Origin of the sequence: Planococcus liqunii, from assembly GCF_030413595.1 — a bacterium.
GTDB lineage: Bacteria > Bacillota > Bacilli > Bacillales_A > Planococcaceae > Planococcus > Planococcus liqunii.
On record NZ_CP129238.1, the window covers coordinates 1,186,936 to 1,209,219 of the forward strand.

The 22,284-nt window shown below is 49.0% G+C and carries 19 protein-coding genes; 13 read left to right on the top strand and 6 right to left on the bottom strand.

The features are described 5' to 3' along the window. The first annotated feature begins 130 nt into the window (after window positions 1-130). Window positions 131-2,107, top strand: coding sequence for a S9 family peptidase (locus QWY22_RS05935; protein ID WP_300983535.1), 1,977 nt, complete (start codon window positions 131-133; stop codon window positions 2,105-2,107). Window positions 2,108-2,806: 699 nt separating this feature from the next. Here QWY22_RS05935 and QWY22_RS05940 read toward each other — a convergent pair. Continuing rightward, window positions 2,807-3,130: a DUF5658 family protein gene (locus QWY22_RS05940; RefSeq protein ID WP_300983536.1), complete on the bottom strand. Its 324-nt coding sequence runs from the start codon at window positions 3,128-3,130 to the stop codon at window positions 2,807-2,809. A gap of 242 nt (window positions 3,131-3,372) precedes the next feature. Then, window positions 3,373-4,149, bottom strand: coding sequence for an enoyl-CoA hydratase-related protein (locus QWY22_RS05945; RefSeq protein ID WP_300983537.1), 777 nt, complete (start codon window positions 4,147-4,149; stop codon window positions 3,373-3,375). A 101-nt stretch (window positions 4,150-4,250) separates the two neighbouring features. Here QWY22_RS05945 and QWY22_RS05950 point away from each other — a divergent pair, with 101 nt between their 5' ends. Next, window positions 4,251-5,867, top strand: a complete 1,617-nt coding sequence (locus QWY22_RS05950; protein ID WP_300983538.1) for an ABC1 kinase family protein — start codon at window positions 4,251-4,253, stop codon at window positions 5,865-5,867. Between the two features lie 119 nt (window positions 5,868-5,986). Further along, window positions 5,987-6,355: a YhjD family protein gene (locus tag QWY22_RS05955; protein WP_300983539.1), complete on the top strand. Its 369-nt coding sequence runs from the start codon at window positions 5,987-5,989 to the stop codon at window positions 6,353-6,355. A gap of 92 nt (window positions 6,356-6,447) precedes the next feature. On the opposite strand, the gene QWY22_RS05960 is transcribed toward QWY22_RS05955, so the two are convergent. Continuing rightward, on the bottom strand, window positions 6,448-7,002 hold the full coding sequence (locus QWY22_RS05960; RefSeq protein WP_036808086.1) for a competence protein ComK: 555 nt from the start codon (window positions 7,000-7,002) through the stop codon (window positions 6,448-6,450). A gap of 177 nt (window positions 7,003-7,179) precedes the next feature. Here QWY22_RS05960 and QWY22_RS05965 point away from each other — a divergent pair, with 177 nt between their 5' ends. The 5 genes from QWY22_RS05965 to QWY22_RS05985 all read left to right on the top strand — a co-directional run bounded on the left by QWY22_RS05965 (window position 7,180) and on the right by QWY22_RS05985 (window position 15,131). Beyond that, on the top strand, window positions 7,180-7,419 hold the full coding sequence (locus QWY22_RS05965) for an IDEAL domain-containing protein (protein ID WP_036808089.1): 240 nt from the start codon (window positions 7,180-7,182) through the stop codon (window positions 7,417-7,419). A 142-nt stretch (window positions 7,420-7,561) separates the two neighbouring features. Then, entirely contained in the window at window positions 7,562-9,544 is a 1,983-nt protein-coding gene (gene uvrB / locus QWY22_RS05970) for an excinuclease ABC subunit UvrB (RefSeq protein WP_300983540.1), read from the top strand. 6 nt (window positions 9,545-9,550) lie between these two features. Beyond that, on the top strand, window positions 9,551-12,433 hold the full coding sequence (uvrA, locus tag QWY22_RS05975; RefSeq protein WP_300983541.1) for an excinuclease ABC subunit UvrA: 2,883 nt from the start codon (window positions 9,551-9,553) through the stop codon (window positions 12,431-12,433). Window positions 12,434-12,579: 146 nt separating this feature from the next. Then, window positions 12,580-13,755: a DUF4097 family beta strand repeat-containing protein gene (locus QWY22_RS05980; RefSeq protein WP_300983543.1), complete on the top strand. Its 1,176-nt coding sequence runs from the start codon at window positions 12,580-12,582 to the stop codon at window positions 13,753-13,755. 134 nt (window positions 13,756-13,889) lie between these two features. Further along, on the top strand, window positions 13,890-15,131 hold the full coding sequence (locus tag QWY22_RS05985; RefSeq protein ID WP_300983544.1) for a M20/M25/M40 family metallo-hydrolase: 1,242 nt from the start codon (window positions 13,890-13,892) through the stop codon (window positions 15,129-15,131). A 36-nt stretch (window positions 15,132-15,167) separates the two neighbouring features. Here the strand turns inward: QWY22_RS05985 and QWY22_RS05990 are convergent, their stop codons facing one another. The 3 genes from QWY22_RS05990 to QWY22_RS06000 form a co-directional block, all read right to left on the bottom strand. Next, the gene (locus QWY22_RS05990) at window positions 15,168-15,596 is read right to left on the bottom strand and encodes a DUF1801 domain-containing protein (RefSeq protein WP_300983545.1); all 429 of its coding nucleotides are present in this window, start codon (window positions 15,594-15,596) and stop codon (window positions 15,168-15,170) included. A gap of 26 nt (window positions 15,597-15,622) precedes the next feature. After that, the gene (locus QWY22_RS05995; RefSeq protein WP_300983546.1) at window positions 15,623-17,575 is read right to left on the bottom strand and encodes a GTP-binding protein; all 1,953 of its coding nucleotides are present in this window, start codon (window positions 17,573-17,575) and stop codon (window positions 15,623-15,625) included. A gap of 116 nt (window positions 17,576-17,691) precedes the next feature. Then, the gene (locus tag QWY22_RS06000; protein ID WP_300983547.1) at window positions 17,692-18,234 is read right to left on the bottom strand and encodes an N-acetylmuramoyl-L-alanine amidase family protein; all 543 of its coding nucleotides are present in this window, start codon (window positions 18,232-18,234) and stop codon (window positions 17,692-17,694) included. 169 nt (window positions 18,235-18,403) lie between these two features. Here QWY22_RS06000 and hprK point away from each other — a divergent pair, with 169 nt between their 5' ends. From hprK to QWY22_RS06025, 5 genes are read left to right on the top strand one after another with little or no spacing between them, the layout of a single operon-like run. After that, entirely contained in the window at window positions 18,404-19,330 is a 927-nt protein-coding gene (gene hprK / locus QWY22_RS06005) for an HPr(Ser) kinase/phosphatase (protein ID WP_300983548.1), read from the top strand. Between the two features lie 21 nt (window positions 19,331-19,351). Next, window positions 19,352-20,164, top strand: coding sequence for a prolipoprotein diacylglyceryl transferase (gene lgt / locus QWY22_RS06010; protein ID WP_300983549.1), 813 nt, complete (start codon window positions 19,352-19,354; stop codon window positions 20,162-20,164). A 14-nt stretch (window positions 20,165-20,178) separates the two neighbouring features. Next, on the top strand, window positions 20,179-21,114 hold the full coding sequence (locus QWY22_RS06015) for a nucleoside recognition domain-containing protein (RefSeq protein ID WP_300983550.1): 936 nt from the start codon (window positions 20,179-20,181) through the stop codon (window positions 21,112-21,114). Beyond that, window positions 21,111-21,764, top strand: a complete 654-nt coding sequence (gene ppaX, locus QWY22_RS06020) for a pyrophosphatase PpaX (protein ID WP_300983552.1) — start codon at window positions 21,111-21,113, stop codon at window positions 21,762-21,764. Before QWY22_RS06015 ends, ppaX begins: the two co-directional genes overlap by 4 nt. Further along, window positions 21,761-22,273 (top strand): acyltransferase, encoded by a 513-nt coding sequence (locus QWY22_RS06025; protein WP_300983553.1) that lies wholly within the window; start codon window positions 21,761-21,763, stop codon window positions 22,271-22,273. Before ppaX ends, QWY22_RS06025 begins: the two co-directional genes overlap by 4 nt. Window positions 22,274-22,284: the final 11 nt, after the last annotated feature.

Below are 22,284 nucleotides of genomic sequence, written 5' to 3' on the forward strand. Positions count from 1 at the left end.
ATTAACGGTTTCGGCTTTATAGGCTGAAACCGTTTTTGTTTTGAATTTGATTGAAAAGACTGACTCTTTTCTTTATAGTAAAGAAGGAAGTATTGCGAATTTCGAAATATATATTGTAGGAGGATTAACCATGGCAAAAAATGCGGTAGAAATTAAAGACTTAAACAAACTGGTTTCTGTAACAGATCCACGAATCTCACCAGACGGCTCGAAAGCATTGTTTATCCGCACCCATATTGATGAAGAAGAAAATACATATACAGCGCATCTGCATCATCTGGACTTGGCAAGCGGAGGAGTGTCGCAATGGACATACGGCAAAGAACGCGTTTCTTCGCCTGCTTGGTCGGCAGATGGCAATTATGTTGCGTTTTTATCGACGCGCGATGACAAAAATCAATTGTACGTCATGCCGGCTACAGGCGGCGAAGCACGGGCATTGACGGAGTTTGAAAAAGGAGTCAATGGATTCTTCTGGTCGCCATGCAGTGAAAAAATATGGTTTAATGCGTTGGCCAAAGAAGGCAAGACGTTTACTGACAAAGAAGACGAAAAAGAAAAGAAAAATCCGGAGCCGGTTTTCGTCAGCAAGCTCAAATACAAAATGGATGGCATGGGCTTAGTGCCAATGGATTTCCACCGCCATATCGGTGTGGTTGACCTTAACACCAAAGAAGTCCAGCAGCTTACAGAAGGCAATTACGACTACAATTTGGAAGCCGTATCAAACAAAGGGGACCAACTGGTATACGGCGTCGTGCGCGAAGAGAATTTGGATTTTGTTTTCCGCCAGCCGCTTTACCTGTACGAAGTGGAAACGAAAAAAGAAACGCCGCTGATTGATAAAGAGGGCTATTACGGCGATGCAGCTTTTTCACACGACGATTCGAAAATTGCTTTTGTCGGCAGCACGCGCCAATTTGAGAACGCGTCCCATACCGATATTTACGTATACGATGCAGCGCAGCAATCAATCGTATGCTTGACGGAAGGGCTCGATGCACCGGTCGGCGATTATGTGGTAGCGGATCATCAGCAAGGGGCAGCAGCACCGGCCATGGTATGGACACAAGATGACCATCTGTATTTCCAAGTCTCCACAATGGGCGACGTCCGCTTGTATTTTGCTTCACTTGACGGGGCAATTTACCCGGCTTCTCCCGAAATGGAACATGTTTACGGCTATGACATTTCAAGAGATGGCGTGTTTGCAGTAGCGGCGATCAGCGATCCGGTGAATCCCGGCGAATTGTACAAACTGACAATTGCCACTGGAGAACGGGAACCATTAACCGAGTTTAATAAAACCTATCTGGAAGAAACGGAACTGATTGAGCCGGTGGCCATTGTCGCAGATGGTGCAAAAGGCTGGACCATCCATGGCTGGCTCATGAAACCGCGCGGCTTTAAAGAAGGCGAGAAATACCCGCTTGTGGTGAACATTCACGGAGGCCCGCATGCCATGTATGCCAATACGTTCTTCCATGAAATGCAGGTGCTGGCGGCGCGCGGCTTCGGCGTATTGTACGTCAACCCGCGCGGCAGCCACGGCTACAGCCAAGAGTTCGTCGATGCAGTGCGCGGCGATTACGGCGGCGGAGATTATGAAGACATCATGAAATCGCTTGAAGGAATCGTGGGCCAGCATAGCTGGATCGATGAAAATCGCCTGGGCGTGACCGGCGGCAGCTACGGCGGCTTTATGACCAATTGGATTGTCGGCCATACCGATCGCTTTAAAGCGGCCGTTACCCAACGCTCGATTTCCAACTGGGTGTCATTTTACGGCGTCTCAGACATCGGCTACTATTTCAGTGATTGGCAAATTGGTGCGGACATGACCGATGTCGAGACTTTGTGGCATCACTCGCCGCTGAAATATGCAAAAGACGTCGAGACGCCTCTGCTGATTCTTCATTCGGAGAACGATTTCCGCTGCCCGATCGAGCAGTCGGAACAGCTGTATGTCACGTTGAAGAGCATGGGCAAAGAAACCGAATTTGTGCGTTTCCCGGAAGCGGACCATAACCTGTCGCGCACCGGCAAACCGAACCTCCGTTTTGCCCGCCTTGAGCAAATTGCCGGCTGGATGGAGAAATACCTATAAGGAACGGAATTTTAAAGACCCCCAACTTTTGTTGGACATCTGAGCTTGTAGACGAAAGAATTTTCGTACGTCATGGATGAATAAAAATATAAAAGGACATCCCGGATCCTCCGTTTCAGCCGGACGCTTTCCGCGGGGTGCGGCCCAAGCCTCCTCGCTCGCTAGCGCTCCCTGCGGGGTCTTAGGACTCGCACTACTCCCGCAGGAGTCGCCGGCTTCCACTCCGGACCCTTAACTTGGAGGCTGCCCAGAGGTGTCGCTTTTTTCCTTTCGCGAACTGGCTGAGTTTCAATCGGATGACTCTTCACTTTCTTTATAGAAGAGAGACGCCCAACCGGGCTGGCCACGGAGACTCCTGTGGGAGCAGTGGAGGAGCAACGCGACGGAGCGACTCAGGTCGAAGGCCCCGCAGGCAAGACATTGGCCGAAGGTAGTGAGGCCAAGTCTTTGCGACGAAGCTAGCGCAGTGATGCAACGCTCTTTCATGTTTCGAAGCTAGCGAAGCGATGCAGAAACAGGAGCATCGGGTTTTCAAAGCGACGAGGAGACTGAGGCCGAGCCCACGGAAAGCGAAGTGGTCAGTCCGGTTGATTTTATACAGCTTTATTCATTTGATCTGGACTTGGTCTAGAGTCTGAGACGCCCAACTGCCGTTGGGCGTCTTCTTTATGCAAATAACCGGATACGAAGCAATGAGCATTAGGCGATGGCGACGAGGATGAGCCAGCTGGCATGAAGGATAAGGATCATGGAGTAGAGAATATTTGCAGATAGCAGCAGATAGCGCCAGTGGCGGGCCCGAATGGCAATGAAAGGCGTTAAAAGCAGGCTAAACAGGCATAGCGATAAGAACAGCTTGATGGTTAAAATGGCGAATGGCGAAAGGGAGCTCAGTAAAGGGTTGCCTTCTGTTATATAGCCTAAGCTGAGGCCGAAGAAAGTCAGCATGCCGTCCAAGACATTCAAAATACCAAGCGTCCAGACAGGGATTTTTAAAGGAGTGCTTCGCTCAAGTACGGCCATATGTCACCTCCTGCGTATAGTTGTTCCGATATAAACAATAGAGTCCTCTGATTTGTAGACGTTACTAAAAGAAATACCCAATCATCGCAAAGGTTAGTCATTTCTGACTAGAAAATATTTAATTTTATATTAATTTTATTTTTAATAGTCCATATAACCTGATTGGCGGATTTTTAAATGCATAGAAAAAGAAGGAGCGGCTCTAGGAGGCGCTCCTTCTTCGTTTGTTTTGTGACTCGCACTTATTTGCCTTTAAAAACAGGTTTCCGTTTTTCGCTGAACGCCATAAGGGCCTCGACCCGATCTTCAGTCGGAATGGTCAGCTCGTAAGCTTTGCGTTCGATATTCAAGCCCGTCTGCAAGTCTGCATTCATGCCATTCTTGATGGCAAATTTCGCCTGCTGCAGAGCAATCGGTCCATTGGACAGCATCATATCGGCGAATTGGGCGGTGACGTCCACCAGTTCAGCGCGCGGCGCCACTTTGGTGACAAGCCCGTATGCCAAAGCTTCAGCCGACTTTAAGCGGCGTGCCGTCAAAATCAATTCCATTGCTTTGGATTCTCCGATTAAACGCGGCAGCCGCTGTGTGCCGCCGGCTCCCGGAATAATGGCCAGGCTGGTTTCGGTCAAACCGAGCAGTGTATCATCTGTAATGATGCGGAAATCGCAGGCCAGCGCCAGTTCCATACCGCCCCCGAAGGCAAAACCGTTCATCATGGCAATTGTCGGCTGCGGCAAATTTTCAATCGTGGTAAAGACTTCTCCGATTTTAAAGATATTGCGCTTCACATGTTGTTCAGTGAGCGTTTTGCGTTCTTTCAAATCGGCTCCAACGCTAAACGCTTTTTCGCCGGCGCCGGTGAAGATCACGACGCGGATATCCGGATTGATGCGGATTGCTTCGACCACCTGGCCAAGCTCGGCTAGCATGTCATAATTGAAAGCATTCATGGAATCCGGCCGGTTCAAGGTGACAAATGCCAGATTGCCGTGTTGTTCGTAATGAATTGTGTCCATTTCCATCCCCCTTAGTATCATTCCATCCATTAAAAACATACCATTTTTTGGACTATTCCGCCAACCCGCTCTATAATAAAGCGCAGAGAGGGGATTTCTGTATGAACCGTATCACGTTTATCCGCATTTATCGAATTGTTTATATGGCTATTAAATTTTATACGCAGGCGACGCTTTTTCAGCGCCGGTACCGCGGCAGGTGGAATCCGATTGTTGAGGAAAAGTGGAACCGGCTGGTTACCAAGCAAGCGAAGCAATACAAGACACTCGCCTTAAAACTGGGTGGTCTGATGATTAAAATGGGGCAGTTCTTGTCCACCCGGGCTGATATCATGCCGCCGTCTTTTTTGGAGGAACTGGAAGGGCTGACTGACCGGGTGCCATCAGTGGCGCGGGAAAAAATTGTTTCGGTGCTTGAATCGGAATGGAATTCCCCGTATACCAGTTATTTGTCTGAGCTGTCGGCAAGTGCTGTAGCTTCGGCTTCCATTGGAGAAGTATATAAGGGTGTATTGAAAGACGGCACGATTGTTGCGCTGAAAGTCCAACGTCCGGGAACCGACCGGCTGCTGCGGGCAGATTTTCAGGCGATGCGCATCGTTATCTGGTTTATGAAGACCTTTACGCCGCTTTCAAAGCAAATCAATTTCAATCAATTGTTCCGGGAAATGACCGAGACCATCGGTGCCGAACTGAATTTCCTTCAGGAACTGCAAAGCGGGCGATCGTTCGCAGACCGTTTTTCCGAAATGCAAGGCATTCGCTTCCCGGTTTATTTTGATGAAATCTCGACCTGCCGTGTACTGGCGATGGAATGGATCGAAGGAGCACGCATCACGGATTTGGCCTTTATTGAAAAGAACGAACTCGACCGCCATGAAATTGCCGAGCGTTTGTTCATCCTGTTTCTTGAGCAAGTCCTTTACGGCGGTCAGTTCCATGCAGATCCGCACGGGGGCAATGTGTTGCTGAAACCGGACGGCACGATTGTGCTGATCGATTTTGGCATGACTGGCACCATCACGAAAAAGGATTCTCAGGCAGTGCTGCGGATTGCCGAAGGCATTATCTTCAAGAATTATGATCAAGTGATTGATGCGCTTGAAGAATTGCGCTTTCTGCTGCCGCAGGCCGACCGCGAGCTGCTGGCCGATACCATCGCACGCTTAGTCGCCGCCTATGAATCGAACGAATTGATGCAGATGGACAGCTTCGTAGTGGAACGGCTGTTCAAAGACATGCAGAATATTGTGCGCACCCAGCCTGTCCAGCTGCCGGCTGAGTTTGCTTTTTTTGGCCGGGCAGCCTCCATTTTTGTCGGGGTGCTGAACGTGCTTGACCCGGGAATCGATTTGCTGGCGCTGGCACGGCCGCGCGTCATCGAATGGGCATCTTCCCAGCAGGAAGAAAAGCGTGTATTCGGCCGTGCCGATGTTCTCCGCTGGGTGCTGAACGCATCAGGGCCTTTGCGCGTGTTCCCGCAGAAAGTAATCAATTACCTGGAAGAACCGGAACGGCTGCGCCATTACCTGGAAAACCGGGATGGCCGTGAACGGGAGCATCAGCGGGACTTGCAGAGCCGCATGTTTGCCGGCATTTTCACGATTTTGTCGTTTTTCGGTATCTCAACAGCCGTCTGGTTTTCTCATGAACCGCTCATCTGGGTCTCCGGTGTGTTTTTTGCCGGATCGCTGTGGACTTATCGCTCAATCAAATAAGAACGAAAAATCTGTGCCTTACCGGGCGCAGATTTTTTTTGGCAAGTCTTGCAATTTGGCCATTTCAGGGTAGAATTAAAAATAAGAACAAACGTTCCCTTTTTGAGGAGGTGTAAAACATGCCGTTGATCTCACAAGAGGAAGTTGTCCATTTTGAGAAAGCTATTTATTTGCCAATGGTGCTTATCATCCTCGAACGCGACCGGTCTTTATTCGAAAAAGGAACTTTTAAGTTGAAGCGGCCATACATTGAACTGGTGGACAACGCAATCAAGCTTGTCCAAAAAGAGCTGCAGGAAACGAAGATCCATATGCGCAAGCACCACATGAAAATGATCAGGGGAATTGGAGATGATACATTTACCGAGTACGTCTTTTACCACGGCGGCTACGAGGACCACCGGCGTTATTTGAACTTGCGCTTGCGCAACCGGGTGGAAGAATTGCTGCGTGTGTATTTAGCGATGTCCAATCGGCAAATCTGGTAGGAGAAGAGAGCTTGCAAAAAAGCAGGCATAAAAAAGAAGCCGATGGAATACCTCGGCTTCTGCCTGCTTTTTTGCCGTTTCAACTGGAAAACTTAATCGAGAGGATGTTGTCTTCTAGGGGGATATCGGCGCTTTGTCAAATAGACCATTTGGTGTTGATGAACCTGCTGTGCATTTTTAAAATAACGGCGCAACGATCCAGCAAAGGAATGCTGATTCCTTAAAGCGATCGGAGATACATCGAGAGGAACGGTTACGCCATTGCTTAAATACACAATGCTGCCTTTTCCGCTGTCATCGCTTTCCACCAATTCGACGGCGTCAAAATTGAGCCACACTGATTCTTTGTTTTTCGGAGAATGCGTAGGGAAGAAGAGAAGCGGATTGCCATAATACTCCCCGATAATAATGGGCGGCTTGTGTTTGACGCGGACTGCTTTTTGGGAATAGAGAGTCGCGCTCTCCAGTGAACCCCTATAAAAACTGCATGAAGAACTGACTGTTTTGTAAACGGACTCTTCTACGACAAACTCGCTTCGATCTTCAATAACACGTGTCCAGCTGCGATTGCCGTCTATATACGGCAAAAGTGCGTATGTATTGCTGCACACCGTATAAGAAGAGGGCTGATGATTCCTTTTACCCATTATGCTATACCCCCCAAATTTACTATACAAATATTATTGTAACAATAAATGGAAGATTTTCAATTGTTTTTATTTCAAAAATAAAATTTTTTCTATTTCATTAGAATTTTCAAAAAACAATTGATTGTTGATAGCTTTATCATGTATACTAATGAAAAGCATTCGGGGTGATGAAGAATGGAAAACTATTATTCTTATGCTGACTTCATGAAAGCGATGGCTCAAACGAAGAAAATCACTGAAGCGGAAAAACTGCTGAACGATATTTATCTGGATCTATTCTTGAAGCATGTACACCGCTCACAGCAGGAAGAACAGCTCATGACGCTTATCGACCAAGCCCTGGACAACAACGACCGTGAAGCATTTGCCACTTATTCAGCCCAATTGCAGGCTTTAAAGTGCGAAGATGAATAAAAATCAAAACCGCCCTTAAGGGGCGGTTTTTTTATTTTGCTTCAAAAAAGATGCCTCAAAAAACATACGTTCGCTTTTTGTTAGGGGATTTTTAGGGCATATGATAAAATAGGGACAGCGAAACAAACGGGAGGACGTTAAGATGAAACAGGAATTTAAACTCCAGGCACCTTATGAGCCGGCAGGAGATCAGCCTGCAGCCATAGCAGAACTTACACAAGGCATCATTAATGGCAAGCGTTGCCAGACTTTGCTCGGTGCAACAGGTACAGGGAAAACTTACACCATGTCGAATGTCATTCAGCAAGTGAAAAAGCCGACGCTCGTCATGGCGCACAACAAAACATTGGCAGGGCAGCTTTACAGTGAATTCAAGGAATTCTTTCCGGATAACGCGGTTGAATATTTTGTCAGTTATTACGATTACTATCAGCCGGAAGCTTACGTGCCCCAATCAGATACGTATATAGAAAAAGATGCAAGCATCAACGATGAAATCGACAAACTTCGCCACTCCGCGACAAGTTCGTTGTTTGAGCGGGATGATGTCATTGTCATTGCTTCCGTATCCTGCATTTACGGCCTCGGTTCTCCTAAAGAGTACCGGGAGCTTGTCGTTTCTCTCCGGAAAGGAATGGAAATCGAACGCAATCAGCTGCTGCGGAAATTGGTGGATGTCCAGTATGAGCGAAACGACATCAACTTCATCCGCGGAACTTTCCGCGTTCGCGGAGACGTAGTGGAAATTTTTCCGGCATCACGCGATGAACGCTGTCTGCGTGTTGAGTTTTTTGGAGATGAAATCGATCGGATCCGTGAAGTGGATGCGTTGACCGGTGAAATTATCGGCGAGCGGGAACATGTCGCGATCTTCCCGGCATCCCACTTCGTTACCCGAGAAGAAAAAATGGTGAAAGCCATTGAAAATATTGAAGCGGAACTGGAAGAACGCTTAAAAGAAATGCGTGCAGAAGATAAACTGCTTGAAGCGCAGCGCCTTGAACAGCGCACACGCTACGATTTGGAAATGATGCGGGAAATGGGCTTTTGCTCAGGCATCGAAAACTATTCCCGCCACTTGACGCTGCGCCCTCCAGGCGCCCAGCCTTACACGCTCATCGATTACTTCCCGGAAGATTTCCTGCTGGTAGTCGATGAAAGCCATGTCACGCTGCCGCAGGTCCGCGGCATGTTCAACGGTGACCAGGCACGCAAGAAAGTGTTGGTCGACCATGGTTTCCGCCTGCCTTCAGCGATGGACAACCGGCCGCTGACATTCGATGAATTTGAAAAGCATATCCATCAGGCCGTTTTTGTTTCCGCAACGCCGGGGCCATATGAATTGGAACATACACCGGAAATGGTGGAACAGATTATCCGGCCGACCGGACTGTTGGATCCGACCATTGAAGTGCGTCCGATCGAAGGCCAGATCGATGACTTAATGGATGAAATCCGCCAGCGCACGGAAAGAAATGAACGGGTGCTCGTAACAACATTAACGAAGAAAATGTCCGAAGACCTGACGGCTTATTTGAAAGAAGCAGGGATTAAAGTCAATTACCTGCACTCGGAGATCAAGACACTGGAGCGAATCGAAATTATCCGTGAATTGCGGATGGGTGTTTACGATGTGCTTGTCGGCATCAACTTGCTTCGGGAAGGGCTGGACATTCCGGAAGTTTCTCTTGTCACCATCCTTGATGCCGACAAGGAAGGCTTCTTGCGGTCAGAACGCTCGCTTATTCAAACGATGGGGCGTGCGGCGCGGAATTCCAACGGCCATGTCATCATGTACGCCGATAAAATGACCGACTCGATGCAAAAAGCGATTGATGAAACGACACGCCGGCGCACGATACAGGCCGCTTACAATGAAAAACATGGCATTACGCCAATTACAATCGAAAAGAAAATCCGGGATGTGATCCGGGCCACGGTCGCAGCAGAAGAGACGGAAGAATACGTTTCAAAAGCGGCAGCCGGCAAGAAGCTCAAAAAAGAAGATCGCGTGAAATTGATTACTTTACTGGAAACAGAAATGAAAGAAGCAGCCAAAGCGCTCGATTTCGAACGGGCAGCCGAACTGCGAGATACAGTGCTGGAATTGAAAGCGGAAGGGTGATAAAGCTTGAAAAATCAGGAAATACGAATCCAAGGCGCGCGTGCGCATAATTTAAAAAACATTGATGTCGTCATTCCACGGGATCAGCTTGTGGTTATGACGGGCCTTTCCGGTTCAGGGAAATCTTCTTTGGCATTTGATACGATTTACGCGGAAGGGCAGCGAAGATATGTGGAGTCGCTGTCTTCTTATGCCCGCCAGTTTTTAGGGCAAATGGACAAGCCGGATGTCGACTCGATTGAAGGTTTGTCGCCGGCGATTTCCATTGACCAGAAGACGACGAGCAAAAATCCGCGTTCGACAGTAGCTACCGTAACCGAGATTTATGATTATATGCGTTTAATGTATGCGCGAATCGGAAAGCCGATCTGCCCGAATCACGGCATTGAAATTTCATCCCAAACCATTGAACAGATGGTGGACCGTCTGCTGGAATATCCGGAGCGGACCAAAATGCAGATTTTAGCACCGGTCGTTTCAGGAAGAAAAGGCACTCATGCAAAATTGCTGGAAGACATTAAAAAACAGGGATATGTACGTGTGCGGGTCAATGGCGATTTGGTTGACCTGGATGATGACATCAACTTGGATAAAAACAAAAAACATTCGATTGAAGTGGTCATTGACCGCGTCATTATGAAAGAAGGCATTGCCACACGCCTCAGCGATTCCCTGGAATCTGCGCTGCGCATTGCGGATGGCCGGGTGTTGGTCGATGTCATGGAACAGGAAGAGCTGTTGTTCAGCGAGCACCACGCCTGCCCAATTTGCGGATTTTCCATCGGTGAACTGGAGCCGCGCATGTTCTCGTTCAACTCGCCGTTTGGCGCCTGCCCGGAATGCGATGGGCTTGGCCATAAACTGGAAGTGGATCCGGACCTTGTGATTCCGGACTGGAGCGTTTCATTGGAAAACGATGCACTTGCTCCGTGGAAACCGACAAGTTCGCAATATTATCCGCAGATGCTGAAAGCCGTCTGCAACCATTACAAAATTGACATGACAGTGCCCGTCAGCGAATTGCCGGAAGAACACATTCAGATTTTGCTTCACGGCTCCGGCCATGACAAAATCCGTTTCCGCTACGAAAACGACTACGGACAAATCCGCGACAACCACATCCATTTTGAAGGCGTCATGACCAATGTCGACCGGCGCTTCCGGGAAACATCTTCGGATTGGACCCGCGAACAAATGGAAAAATACATGGGCGAACAGCCTTGCCCTGCTTGTAAAGGCCATCGGTTAAAACCGGAATCACTCGCAGTGAAAGTGAATGATTTGCATATTGGCCTGGTTTCCGAGTTTTCAATTGTTGAAGCGGATGAGTTTTTCGAGAATCTGGTATTGTCGGAAAAAGACGCACAAATTGCAAGTGCCATCGTCCGGGAAATCCGTGAACGGGTCAGTTTCCTGATCAACGTCGGGCTCGATTATTTAACTTTAAACCGGGCTTCCGGTACATTGTCTGGCGGCGAAGCGCAGCGGATCCGCCTGGCGACGCAAATCGGTTCAAGGCTGACAGGTGTCTTATACATCTTGGATGAGCCATCCATCGGCCTGCATCAGCGGGACAACGACCGGTTGATCGGTGCGCTGAAAGACATGCGCGATTTAGGAAATACCTTGATTGTTGTAGAACACGATGAAGATACGATGCTGGCAGCCGATTACTTGATTGATATCGGGCCAGGAGCCGGAGTGCACGGCGGTGAAATCATTGCGGCCGGTACTCCTGAGAAAGTGATGAAAAACAAAAAGTCCTTAACGGGCCAATATTTGAACGGAACAAAATTCATTCCGCTGCCTGCAGAGCGAAGACAGTCGGACGGCCGCGCAATTTCCATCCGCGGCGCAAACGAAAACAACTTGAAAAAAGTAAGCGTGGATATCCCACTGGGCATGTTCGTAGCGGTCACAGGCGTATCCGGATCGGGGAAAAGTACGTTGATCAATGAAATCCTCTACAAATCGCTCGCCAGCAAATTGAACCGGGCACGGATAAAACCCGGCAAGCACGATTCGATTGAAGGCATTGACGAACTTGAAAAAGTGATTGATATTGACCAATCGCCGATCGGCCGGACGCCGCGGTCCAATCCTGCTACTTATACCGGTGTATTCGACGATATCCGCGATGTCTATGCATCGACGAACGAAGCGAAAGTGCGCGGCTATAAAAAAGGGCGTTTCAGTTTCAACGTCAAGGGCGGACGCTGTGAAGCATGCCGTGGAGATGGTATTATAAAAATAGAAATGCATTTCCTGCCGGATGTTTACGTTCCATGCGAAGTCTGCCATGGCAAACGCTATAACCGGGAAACCCTGGAAGTGAAGTACAAAGACAAGAGCATTTCAGATGTATTGGAAATGACTGCCGAAGCCGCTTCCCAGTTTTTTGAGAACCATCCGAAAATCCACCGCAAATTAAAGACGATTGTGGATGTGGGATTAGGCTATGTCACATTGGGGCAGCCGGCTACGACTTTGTCCGGGGGTGAAGCGCAGCGGGTGAAACTTGCTTCCGAATTGCATAAACGCTCGAACGGCAAATCCTTCTATATATTGGACGAACCGACAACTGGGCTTCATGCGGATGATATTTCACGCCTGCTTCTTGTGCTTCAGCGCCTGGTGGATAATGGCGATACCGTATTGACCATCGAGCACAACCTGGATGTCATCAAAACGGCGGATTACATCATCGACCTCGGGCCGGAAGGCGGAGACCAAGGCGGTACCATTCTTGCTACCGGAACACCGGAAGACATCGCCAACGTCAAAGGCTCTTACACGGGCAAATACCTGGGCCCAATTTTGGAACGAGATCGTGCCCGCATGGGAGCGCAAGTCAAGAAAGCGACACGCAAGAAAAAAGTAGCGAAATGAAACCTTTTGCATCACTAAACGTATGATTAAGAAGAACATTCAGTTGATTTTTTGCTTAGCAGGGCAGCTGCCAAGATTCCTTTCGAAAAGGGAATCACACTGCTGCCTGGCTAGTCATCTAACCGACGAAGAGGAGGCCGCAATACATGCAAAGTGAAAAAGAACGCATTTTGGACATGGTGGAAAATGGCACCATTACGGCAAGAGAAGCAGTAGAGCTACTGAAAGCAGTAGACGGCGGAGGAGACCGCGACCAGTCATCCCGCAACTACAGCCGGGACGATTACCGTGAAAAGCGCGGCAGACGCGGCTTGTTCAGACCGGAAGACATGGTGAAGAAATTCTCGAAAGATTTATCCCGTGATTTTTCAAAGGACTTTTCGAAAAACCTTTCAAAAGATTTTAACCAGTTGAGCGACCGCATGATGCAGTTTATGCAAAGCTCGGTCGGCAAACTTAAAACGATGGAATTCGATTCCCCGTTCGGAGAAGCTTTCCAGTTCACGCATACATTCAGACAGGAAAATGTGGACATCCGCAACATCATTACAGACATTGCAAATGGCCAGCTTGAAATTTTCCCGTCGCAGGATGATACCATCCGCGCGGAATGCAGCGTGAAAGCGTATCGTGCTGAATCTGAAGAACAGGCGAAAGAAGATTTCCTGGATAAGTTTGTCTTCATTGCGGATGACCAGAAACTTCGCATCATCAGTGATTTGAAAACCACTCAAGTAAATGTCTTGCTGTATGTGCCGGCAAAGACATATGACCACATCACAGCGCGTTTATTCAACGGCGGATTTTCCATGAAACGCATCAATACGGCATTGATCAAAGTCAAAACGGCCAACGGCAAAATTGACTTGAAGAACGTTGAATTTGATGATGCTGAATTGGAAACAGCTAACGGAGCAATCCAAGTGCAGGAAGTGCAAGGAAAAGTGATGGAAACAGAAACATTGAATGGCCGCATCTACATTGACGGCGATATCCAGACAACGGAAGCAAAATCGTTGAACGGCAATGTGGTTATAACGACTCGCTCTACAGAAGCACGCAAAGTGGAAGCCAAAACATTGGCGGGCAATGTGGAAATCTATATTCCGTCCCATCTTCCATTAAGAGGAGAAGTTTCTTCCAACCTCGGCAAAATGGATGTGCTGCTTTCTGATGTTGAGCACACACATGAGCAAGGCCAGTTTATGCAAAAGTCTATCCGTTTTTCAAAAGAAAGCGGAGAAGCGGTGGCAGCACCTCTTCTTGTATACGGTGAAACGAAAACAGGCACCGTACTTGTGCGTTATTTAACAGTTGAATAATTAAAAGTGGAAACCGGCATATGCGTATGCCGGTTTTTTCTATTCTTGAGCTCACTTGAAAGTTGCGGTACTGTTTAAATAGGCCGATAATTTTGTCAATGGCTATAAGTGGAACTGAAAGAGGAGGATGACACATGGCAGATTCAACGATTTCAACGCGGATTGCAGAAGCTTTCCGGCAGTTAACAGAACAGGAAGCTGTGAAAAAGGGGCTTTCGTTCATTGAACAAGATCATGCACAAACCATTGCCGACCAGATTGCGTTGACAGAAATTCCGGCGCCGCCGTTTAAAGAGCAGCAGCGGGCTGAAGAGTTCATGCGGAGATTGCAGGAATTGAGGCTTGAAGAAGTCCAAATGGACATGGAAGGGAATGTGTTCGGATTGCGCAGAGGAACAGGCAATGGTCCAACAATCTTTGTGTCTGCCCATTTGGATACGGTTTTCCCGGAAGGCACAGATACAACGGTGAGCCAAAAAGAAGGTGTCATGTATGCCCCGGGCATCGGCGATGACACAAGGGGCTTGGCCGAGCTGCTTGCGGTAGTGCGTGCACTGAATGAAGCGGACATTAAGACCAGTGGAGATATCCTATTCGGGGGAACGGTCGGCGAAGAAGGCGCCGGTGATTTGCGCGGCGTGAAAGCCTTTTTTGATGGGCGTTCCGACATAGATGCTTTTGTATCGATGGACGGGGAAGGGTATGATCACATCACTTATCTGGCAACAGGCAGTTTCCGCTACACCATTACATATAAAGGACCGGGCGGCCATAGTTTCGGCGCATTTGGAACGCCGAGCGCCACGCATGCGCTTGGCCGGGCGATTGCGGCAATTGCCGATCTTGAAACGCCTTCCCAGCCTAAAACAACGTTTTCTATCGGCCAAGTGTCTGGCGGCACGTCCGTGAATGCGATTGCCCAGGAAGCCAGCATGTCTGTCGATCTGCGTTCCAATGACCAGCAAGAACTTGAGAAACTGGAAAGCCGATTTTTAGAAATCGTGAAAGCGGCAAGGGACGATGAAAATAACAGATGGAAAGATGACCGCTTGCAAGTGGGAATCGAACGCTTCGGCAACCGGGCGCCGGCAAGCCAGCCGGCAGATGCGCCCATTGTGCACATTGCCTGTGCTGCGGTGAAATCGATTGGCGGCCAGCCAAAACTTGGAGAGCCGAGCAGCACAGATTCCAATTACCCGATGAGCCTTGGCATTCCCGCCGTTACTATCGGGCTTGGCGGAGATTTCGGCGGAGCACATACGCTGGAAGAATGGCACAATCCGAAAAACGGCCATCTCGGAATCCAAAAAAGCTTTATGACCGTATTGGGATTGGCAGGAGTAGACGGAGTTTGCGAAGCACTTCTTAAAGAATAAGGAAAACAGGCAGCGGAAATTTTCCGCTGCCTGTTTTTAATTGTATTCACGATATAAGTCCTGAAGGAAATCAATCGATTCGGTGATCAATTCTTTTAGCACGTCGGTATCGATATCTTCCAGTTTGTTGATGTAGACGCATGATTTTCCGCTGGTGTGTTTGCCGAATTTGGCAAGCAGCTGCTCGCGGTCCGGGTCACCGGTGGCAAAATACAAGCTGGTTTTCACTTTGCGCGGGGAAAAGCCGACAAGCGGTGCATCTCCTTCATGGCCGGATTCATAGACGTAATGATACGAACCGAAGCCGATAATGCTCGGTCCCCACATTTTCGGCGGAAAGCCGCTGGTTTCTTCGAAAATCTCAAGCAAGCGGTAAGCGTCCTGTTTTTTCTTTGGGTTTTCCACAGTGTCTTCGATAAACTGGATGACGTCAGAATCGGTTTCTTTCGTTTTGGGTTCATACATACGGAATCCCTCTTTTCGGTTGGAGTTTAAAGGAAGTGCATAGCGGCTTCTGCTTCGTCCCACGGAACTTTATAGCCTTGGCCTTTTGCGCAAAAAATGGAAGTGGATGTGTACTCCGGATCGGCTTCTTTGTTGTAGGCGATTTTCCGGATCACTTCATCTTCATTATGGCAGAAGTCATAGCCGCCGAACAGCAGGGAAAGAGAGCCTTTGCCGTGGGTGAAGGATGCGAATTCGGTGCTGTACTCCATAAAGGTAGCAACTGGAACCGTCCCTTGAATCAACGCTCGGCCTCCGGAAAGTTCTGGGGCTTCAAATTGGCCATGGGCCTGTTGGATGTCGGATAACACTTTTCCCATATGGTCCATGTCGACAATGATTTTAAACCGATATACCGGCTCAAGCAGACGGTTCCTGGCTTTTTCAAGGCCTTGCCGGAGAGCCCGGTAAGCGGCTTCGCGGAAGTCGCCGCCGGACGTATGCTGGTTATGCCCGCGGCCGGTCAACAACGTGATTTTCAAATCGGTCAACGCAGAACCCGTAAGCAGGCCGTGATGGTCGCGTTCTTCCAGATGGTGCAGCACGAGATTTTGATTGCCGGTCGACAGCGCATCCGCATGGCAGGCATTTGCCAGTGTGATGCCGCTTCCGCGCTGCGCGGATTCGATCTGGAGATGCACTTCCGCGTAATGGCGGAGCGGTTCGAAATGGCCATAGCCGATGACTGCATCTTCGATGGTTTCTTTGTACAGGATTTCCGGAGCGCCGAACGACACATCAAAACCGAAGCGGTCTTTGACGATTTGCTGCAGCACTTCCAGTTGGATGACTCCCATGACGTGAATGTGGATTTCCTGGAAATGTTCGTCCCAGACGACGCGCAAAGAAGGGTCTTCCGCATCCAGCAGCATGAATGTTTTCAATACTTCTTTAACATTGGCTGCTGCATCAAACAACACTTTCGATTTTAATGTAGGCACCATGGAAAACGAAGCACGGGAGAATGCCTGGCCCAGTCCGTCGCCAATGCGAGCATCCGATAAGCCCGCGACAGCTACGAGTTCGCCGGCTTCCGCTTTTTCAACCGCCTGGAACTTTACGCCGCTATAGGAGCGTAGCTGCGTCGCTTTTTCTGTTAGGCGATGTTCGGCAGGGCCGTATGGGATTTCATCCCGCACCCGCAGTTCACCGCTTAAAACTTTGATAAATGTAAGGCGATTGCCGTTGGGCTCATGGCGGATTTTATACACTTGCGCCGAAAATCCTTCTTCTATTGAATAATGGGTTTCCGTCAATTGATCGAGTTGCTCAAGAAATTCCGCTACGCCAGCATCTTTTAAAGCGGAACCGCAGGCACAGGCGAAAATCTGGCGTTCTTGGATCATTTCTTTTAATGCCTCAAGCCATCGTTCCGGGTCGTAGCCGGTCTCCATGTAATGGTCCAGCAGGGCTTCGCTGCGCTCGGCAATAAATTCAACCAGTTCTTCGTCCATCCGGCCGTTGTCTAAAACATGCGTCAAATCAATGGCATCCGGCGTCAGGCTGCTGCGGATTTCGGCGATGGTGCGTTCGGCATCTGCGCCGTCACGGTCAACTTTATTGAGGAAAAAGAATACGGGCACTTTGTGTTTTTTTAATAATTGCCAAACCGTTTCCGTATGGCCTTCAATGCCGTCAACGGCACTGACGATCAGGATGGCAAAGTCCATGACTTGGATGGCGCGTTCCATTTCAGCCGAAAAGTCGACATGCCCCGGTGTATCGATCAAATAATACGTCGAGCCGTTGTAGGAGAACTTTGCCTGGTCGGCGAAAATCGTAATGCCTCTGTTTTTTTCGATTTCATGGCTATCGAGAAAAGCGTCTTGGTGATCGACGCGTCCCCGCCGCCGGATGCTTTTGGTATGATACAGCAATTGTTCCGAAAACGTTGTTTTGCCTGCATCCACATGGGCAAGAATGCCGATTGTCTTATTCATGGTCCACCTCTTCATTAGACTTCCTATGGAAACAGTGTAGCAGAACTTACGGCGTTCGAAAAAAAGAAAAAAACCCAAGAAAGCCAAAGCGGCGTTCATGGGTTCTCTTCGGTTTGTTAAGAAAGGGCGCAGCTGATGCCGAACGCAATGGCGCCGGCGCATCGTTTCCGGTAAGCATCCAGTTTCAATAGTTCGGCTTCTTCCCGGTTGGTCATAAAACCGCATTCAATCAGCACAGCAGGCATCATTGTGTCCCGCAGAACGGCATAATCGGCTCGTTTCACTCCGCGGTCTTTCCGGTGAGTCGATATCACAAGTGCCCGCTGGATGCAGCTGGCAAAATTGACGGCGGAAGTGCTCGGCTTGGTGAAAGTGAACGTTTCAATGCTGCTTGTTTCATTGAAAAAAGAGCCGAAAGCGTTGGCATGGATGGAGACCAATAAATCTGCTTTTAAGCGGTTGGCAAGGGAGGTTCGTTCGTGCAGCGGAACATCCTGGTCAGGCTGATGGCTGAAAAAAACCGTATGCCCATCCAGCACAAGACGCTTTTTCACCTCATCCGCGACCGCTGAGTTAAAGTGGAACTCTCGGATGCGCCCATCCGGGGAACGCTTGCCTGGAGTATGCGGACCGTGCCCTGCATCAATCATAATTTTCATTGTCAAATTCCTCCTTTCCTTCCTATATAGATGGAAGCGGAAAGAAAGGAGACAGGAAAACCTTCAAAACCTTGTGTTCCGTGTTAAAATAGGAGCAAACCGTCAGAATGATGAAAGAACTTTGCAAAAGGTTCTCTGCATTTTGAATGTAAAAGGAATGAGGGGAAACATGGGACAAGTTACAGTAAAGCAAGTCATGGATATGTTTGACTTAGATTTAATCAGCGGAGAAGAAGGACTGGGACGCCGTATTCCCATCAGTGACATTTCTCGTCCTGGACTTGAAATGGCAGGATACTTTACGCATTACCCGGCAAACCGGATCCAAATGCTCGGCAAAACCGAGCTGTCGTTTTTTGCCCTGCTGGAAGCTCGGGAACGGACAGAGCGGATGTTTAAACTCTGCACGGATGACACACCGGCCATTATTGTGGCGCACGGCATGGACGTGCCAAATGAATTGGTGGATGCGTCCGGCCGCAAGCACGTGCCGGTACTCCGCACGAAGATGCCGACAACCCGATTCTCCAGTTTGCTGACCAACTACCTGGAAAGCCAATTAGCTCCGACTACAGCCGTCCATGGCGTATTGGTCGATATTTACGGCGTGGGCGTATTGATTACCGGAAAGAGCGGCGTCGGTAAAAGTGAAACCGCATTGGAGCTTGTGAAAAAAGGTCATCGCCTCGTAGCGGATGATTGTGTGGAAATTCATCAAGAAGGCGAGAACACGCTGGTCGGCCATCCGCCGAAACTGATCGAGCACCTGCTCGAAATTCGCGGAGTCGGCATTATCGATATCATGACCTTGTTTGGTGCAAGTGCTGTCCGGACATTCAAGCGGATTTCACTTGTCATCGATCTGGAAATCTGGGATCAGGACAAAACATACGACCGCCTCGGTTTGGAAGAAGAAAAAATGCGGATCATCGATACCGATTTAACAAAGCTGACGATTCCTGTTCGCCCTGGGCGAAACTTAGCCGTTATTATTGAAGTGGCTGCAATGAATTATCGCTTGAAACGCATGGGCGTCAACGCAGCAGAAGAATTTTCGAAACGGCTCGATGAAGTAATCGCTCAAGATACAAACTAAGGGAATAGGAAGGTGTACGGCATGTATTCGATTCTTGCTTCAATTGATCCGATCGCTTTTTCGCTCGGACCAATCGATGTCCGCTGGTACGGCGTCATTATTGCCGTCGGCATCATCATCGCATTTTTAGTGGGCCAGCGTGAAATGGTCAAACGGGGGCTTCACCCCGATTTTTTAACCGATCTGTTGATATGGGCGGTGCCCCTTGCCATCATCGGGGCCCGCATTTATTATGTGATTTTCCAGTGGGAGCATTATAAAGACAACCCCGCTGAAATCATTGCCATCTGGAACGGCGGGATTGCGATTCACGGAGCCTTGATCGCTTCGGTGATTGTGGCGTATTTGTTTACGAAAAGCCGCAATACTTCGTTCTTAAAAGTAGCGGATATTCTGGCGCCCAGCATTTTGATCGGCCAGGCTGTCGGCCGCTGGGGGAATTTCATCAACCAGGAAGCGCACGGCGGAGAAGTAAGCCGGACGTTTTTGGAGAATTTGTTTATCCCGGATTGGATCATCAATCAAATGTACATAGACGGCGCGTATTACCATCCGACGTTTTTATACGAATCAATGTGGAGCCTTGTCGGCATTATCATTTTGCTGCTGCTGCGCCGGGTTAACCTGGTACGGGGCGAAATGTTCTTTTTCTACGTCATCTGGTATTCTGTCGGGCGTTTCTTCATTGAAGGCATGCGGACAGACAGCTTGTACGTCATCGGGGAGCTGCGGGCTGCCCAACTAGTATCCGTAGTTGCTATCCTCATTGCCGTTGTTTTTGTTGTGTATCGCCGCGTTAAATTAAAAAATCCACCTCACTACTTGGATAAATAGAAAGAAGGAATGGAATGTCTACGTTAAAAAATGGATTGAAAGCGGGTCTACGTACGACTTGGACATTGGGGAAAATCATTTTCCCGATTACATTATTGGTGACGATGCTCCAATATACACCGGTCCTGCCATTCATCATCGATTTTATCGCTCCGGTCATGGGAATCTTCGGCCTCAGCGGGGATGCCGCCATTCCGCTGGTTCTGGGCAATGCGCTGAACTTGTACGCCGGAATCGGAGGAATTTTGTCTCTGGAGCTTACTGTAAAAGAAGTATTTATCCTGGCAGTTATGCTGTCTTTTTCTCATAATATCTTTATCGAAACCGGTGTGGCGCTGAAAGTAGGCGTCAAACTGTGGGTCGTGCTCGTTGTCCGGTTCGGGCTTGCCGCTCTATCCGGGATCATTATCAATCTGGTCTGGAAAGGCGGAGCCGAAACCGCACAATACGGCTTTGCGCCGGAAAAGGCTGCTGATCCTGAGGGCTGGATGGCCATCTTCCTGCTGGGTCTGGAAAAAGCGTCATTCGGCATTTTGCAGCTGGCGATGATTGTCATTCCACTCATGCTGATGATTCAAATTTTGAAAGACAAAGGCGCCTTGCAGCGTATTTCAAATAGCATGGGTCCGTTGACGAAATTGCTCGGCATCCAGAAAAATGCTTCATTGACTTTGGCTTCCGGCCTGGTCTTTGGACTCGCAATGGGTGCGGGCGTTATGATCCAAGCGGTTCAGGAAGACGGCGTCAGCAAAAAAGATGCCACGCTTGCTTTCATCTTTTTGGTGGCGTGCCACGCCATCGTCGAAGATACGCTCATATTCGTTCCGCTCGGAATTCCGATATGGCCGCTGTTTATCATTCGCCTGGTGACCGCTTTAGTCTTGACGATTATAGTCTCCTACCTGTGGCGTAAAGCGGAAGAAAACCGGAAGGAAGTGGTTTCAACATGACAAAAGACATCAATACGCTGTTATTCGATTTTGACGGCACTTTGCTTGATACAAACGAATTGATCATCCAGACCTTTCTGTCGGTGCTGGACGAACATTTCCCGGGCCGCTTTGAACGCCAGGATGTGCTGCATTTTATCGGTCCATCCTTGAAACAGACCTTTACCGCAATTGCCCCGGAACGGGCAGAAGAACTGATGGAACAATACCGCGCCGTCAATAAAACCTTGCATGATGAATTAGTGGCAGAATACGACGGCGTTGCGGAAACCTTGCGCCTCCTGAAAAGCCGTGGCCTGAAAATGGCGATCGTCTCGACGAAAAGAGGTGCAGGCATCCGACATGGCCTGGAAGTGATGGGCATTGAAGGGTTATTCGATGTCATCGTCAGTTTGGACGAAGTGAAAGAACCGAAGCCGGACCCAGAACCGGTCCTGCTGGCATTGGAGCGTTTGGACGCGTCTCCTGAAGAAGCATTGATGATCGGGGACAACTCGCACGACATCGAAGGGGGCCAAAATGCCGGCGTCCGTACTGCAGGTGTGGCCTGGTCGATTAAAGGCGAGGAATACTTAGCCGGCTTCGGTCCGGATTATATGCTGCAGCATATCAGCGATTTGCTGGAGCTCACGAAAGAAGCGGTCCAATGAGAAATACAGAGCGCCATTTTGTGACAGGTTCCAATTCGCTTTGGCATATTTACAAAACCGTGCCGTTCTGGAAAGTAGCCAAAAATTTCATCGTCATTCAGATGGCCCGCTATACGCCGTTTCTGCCGATGAAAAATTGGCTTTACAAAACCTTTCTCCGAATGAAAGTGGGGGAACATTCTTCTTTTGCGTTGATGGTCATGCCGGACGTCATGTTCCCGGAAAAAATTACCGTCGGTCGCAATTCAGTGATTGGTTATAATACGACGATCCTTGCTCACGAGTATTTGATTAACGAATACCGGTTGGGGGAAGTGATTATAGGAGACGAAGTGCTGATCGGCGCCAACACCACCATTTTGCCAGGCGTGACAATCGGCGATGGCGCTATCGTCTCTGCATCTACACTCGTCAACAAAGACGTGCCAGCCGGTGCGTTTGTCGGCGGCAATCCGATGAAAATCATTTATACAGCTGAACAAATGGCCGAACGCCAACTGAAAACCTGAAAGCGGTGTGC

Coding starts and splice junctions, on each gene's coding strand:
- QWY22_RS05935 (WP_300983535.1), top strand. CDS start 131: ATGGCAAAAAATGCGGTAGAAATTAAAGACTTAAACAAACTGGTTTCT.
- QWY22_RS05940 (WP_300983536.1), bottom strand. CDS start 3,130: ATGGCCGTACTTGAGCGAAGCACTCCTTTAAAAATCCCTGTCTGGACG.
- QWY22_RS05945 (WP_300983537.1), bottom strand. CDS start 4,149: ATGGACACAATTCATTACGAACAACACGGCAATCTGGCATTTGTCACC.
- QWY22_RS05950 (WP_300983538.1), top strand. CDS start 4,251: ATGAACCGTATCACGTTTATCCGCATTTATCGAATTGTTTATATGGCT.
- QWY22_RS05955 (WP_300983539.1), top strand. CDS start 5,987: ATGCCGTTGATCTCACAAGAGGAAGTTGTCCATTTTGAGAAAGCTATT.
- QWY22_RS05960 (WP_036808086.1), bottom strand. CDS start 7,002: ATGGGTAAAAGGAATCATCAGCCCTCTTCTTATACGGTGTGCAGCAAT.
- QWY22_RS05965 (WP_036808089.1), top strand. CDS start 7,180: ATGGAAAACTATTATTCTTATGCTGACTTCATGAAAGCGATGGCTCAA.
- uvrB (WP_300983540.1), top strand. CDS start 7,562: ATGAAACAGGAATTTAAACTCCAGGCACCTTATGAGCCGGCAGGAGAT.
- QWY22_RS05980 (WP_300983543.1), top strand. CDS start 12,580: ATGCAAAGTGAAAAAGAACGCATTTTGGACATGGTGGAAAATGGCACC.
- QWY22_RS05985 (WP_300983544.1), top strand. CDS start 13,890: ATGGCAGATTCAACGATTTCAACGCGGATTGCAGAAGCTTTCCGGCAG.
- QWY22_RS05990 (WP_300983545.1), bottom strand. CDS start 15,596: ATGTATGAACCCAAAACGAAAGAAACCGATTCTGACGTCATCCAGTTT.
- QWY22_RS05995 (WP_300983546.1), bottom strand. CDS start 17,575: ATGAATAAGACAATCGGCATTCTTGCCCATGTGGATGCAGGCAAAACA.
- QWY22_RS06000 (WP_300983547.1), bottom strand. CDS start 18,234: ATGAAAATTATGATTGATGCAGGGCACGGTCCGCATACTCCAGGCAAG.
- hprK (WP_300983548.1), top strand. CDS start 18,404: ATGGGACAAGTTACAGTAAAGCAAGTCATGGATATGTTTGACTTAGAT.
- lgt (WP_300983549.1), top strand. CDS start 19,352: ATGTATTCGATTCTTGCTTCAATTGATCCGATCGCTTTTTCGCTCGGA.
- QWY22_RS06015 (WP_300983550.1), top strand. CDS start 20,179: ATGTCTACGTTAAAAAATGGATTGAAAGCGGGTCTACGTACGACTTGG.
- ppaX (WP_300983552.1), top strand. CDS start 21,111: ATGACAAAAGACATCAATACGCTGTTATTCGATTTTGACGGCACTTTG.
- QWY22_RS06025 (WP_300983553.1), top strand. CDS start 21,761: ATGAGAAATACAGAGCGCCATTTTGTGACAGGTTCCAATTCGCTTTGG.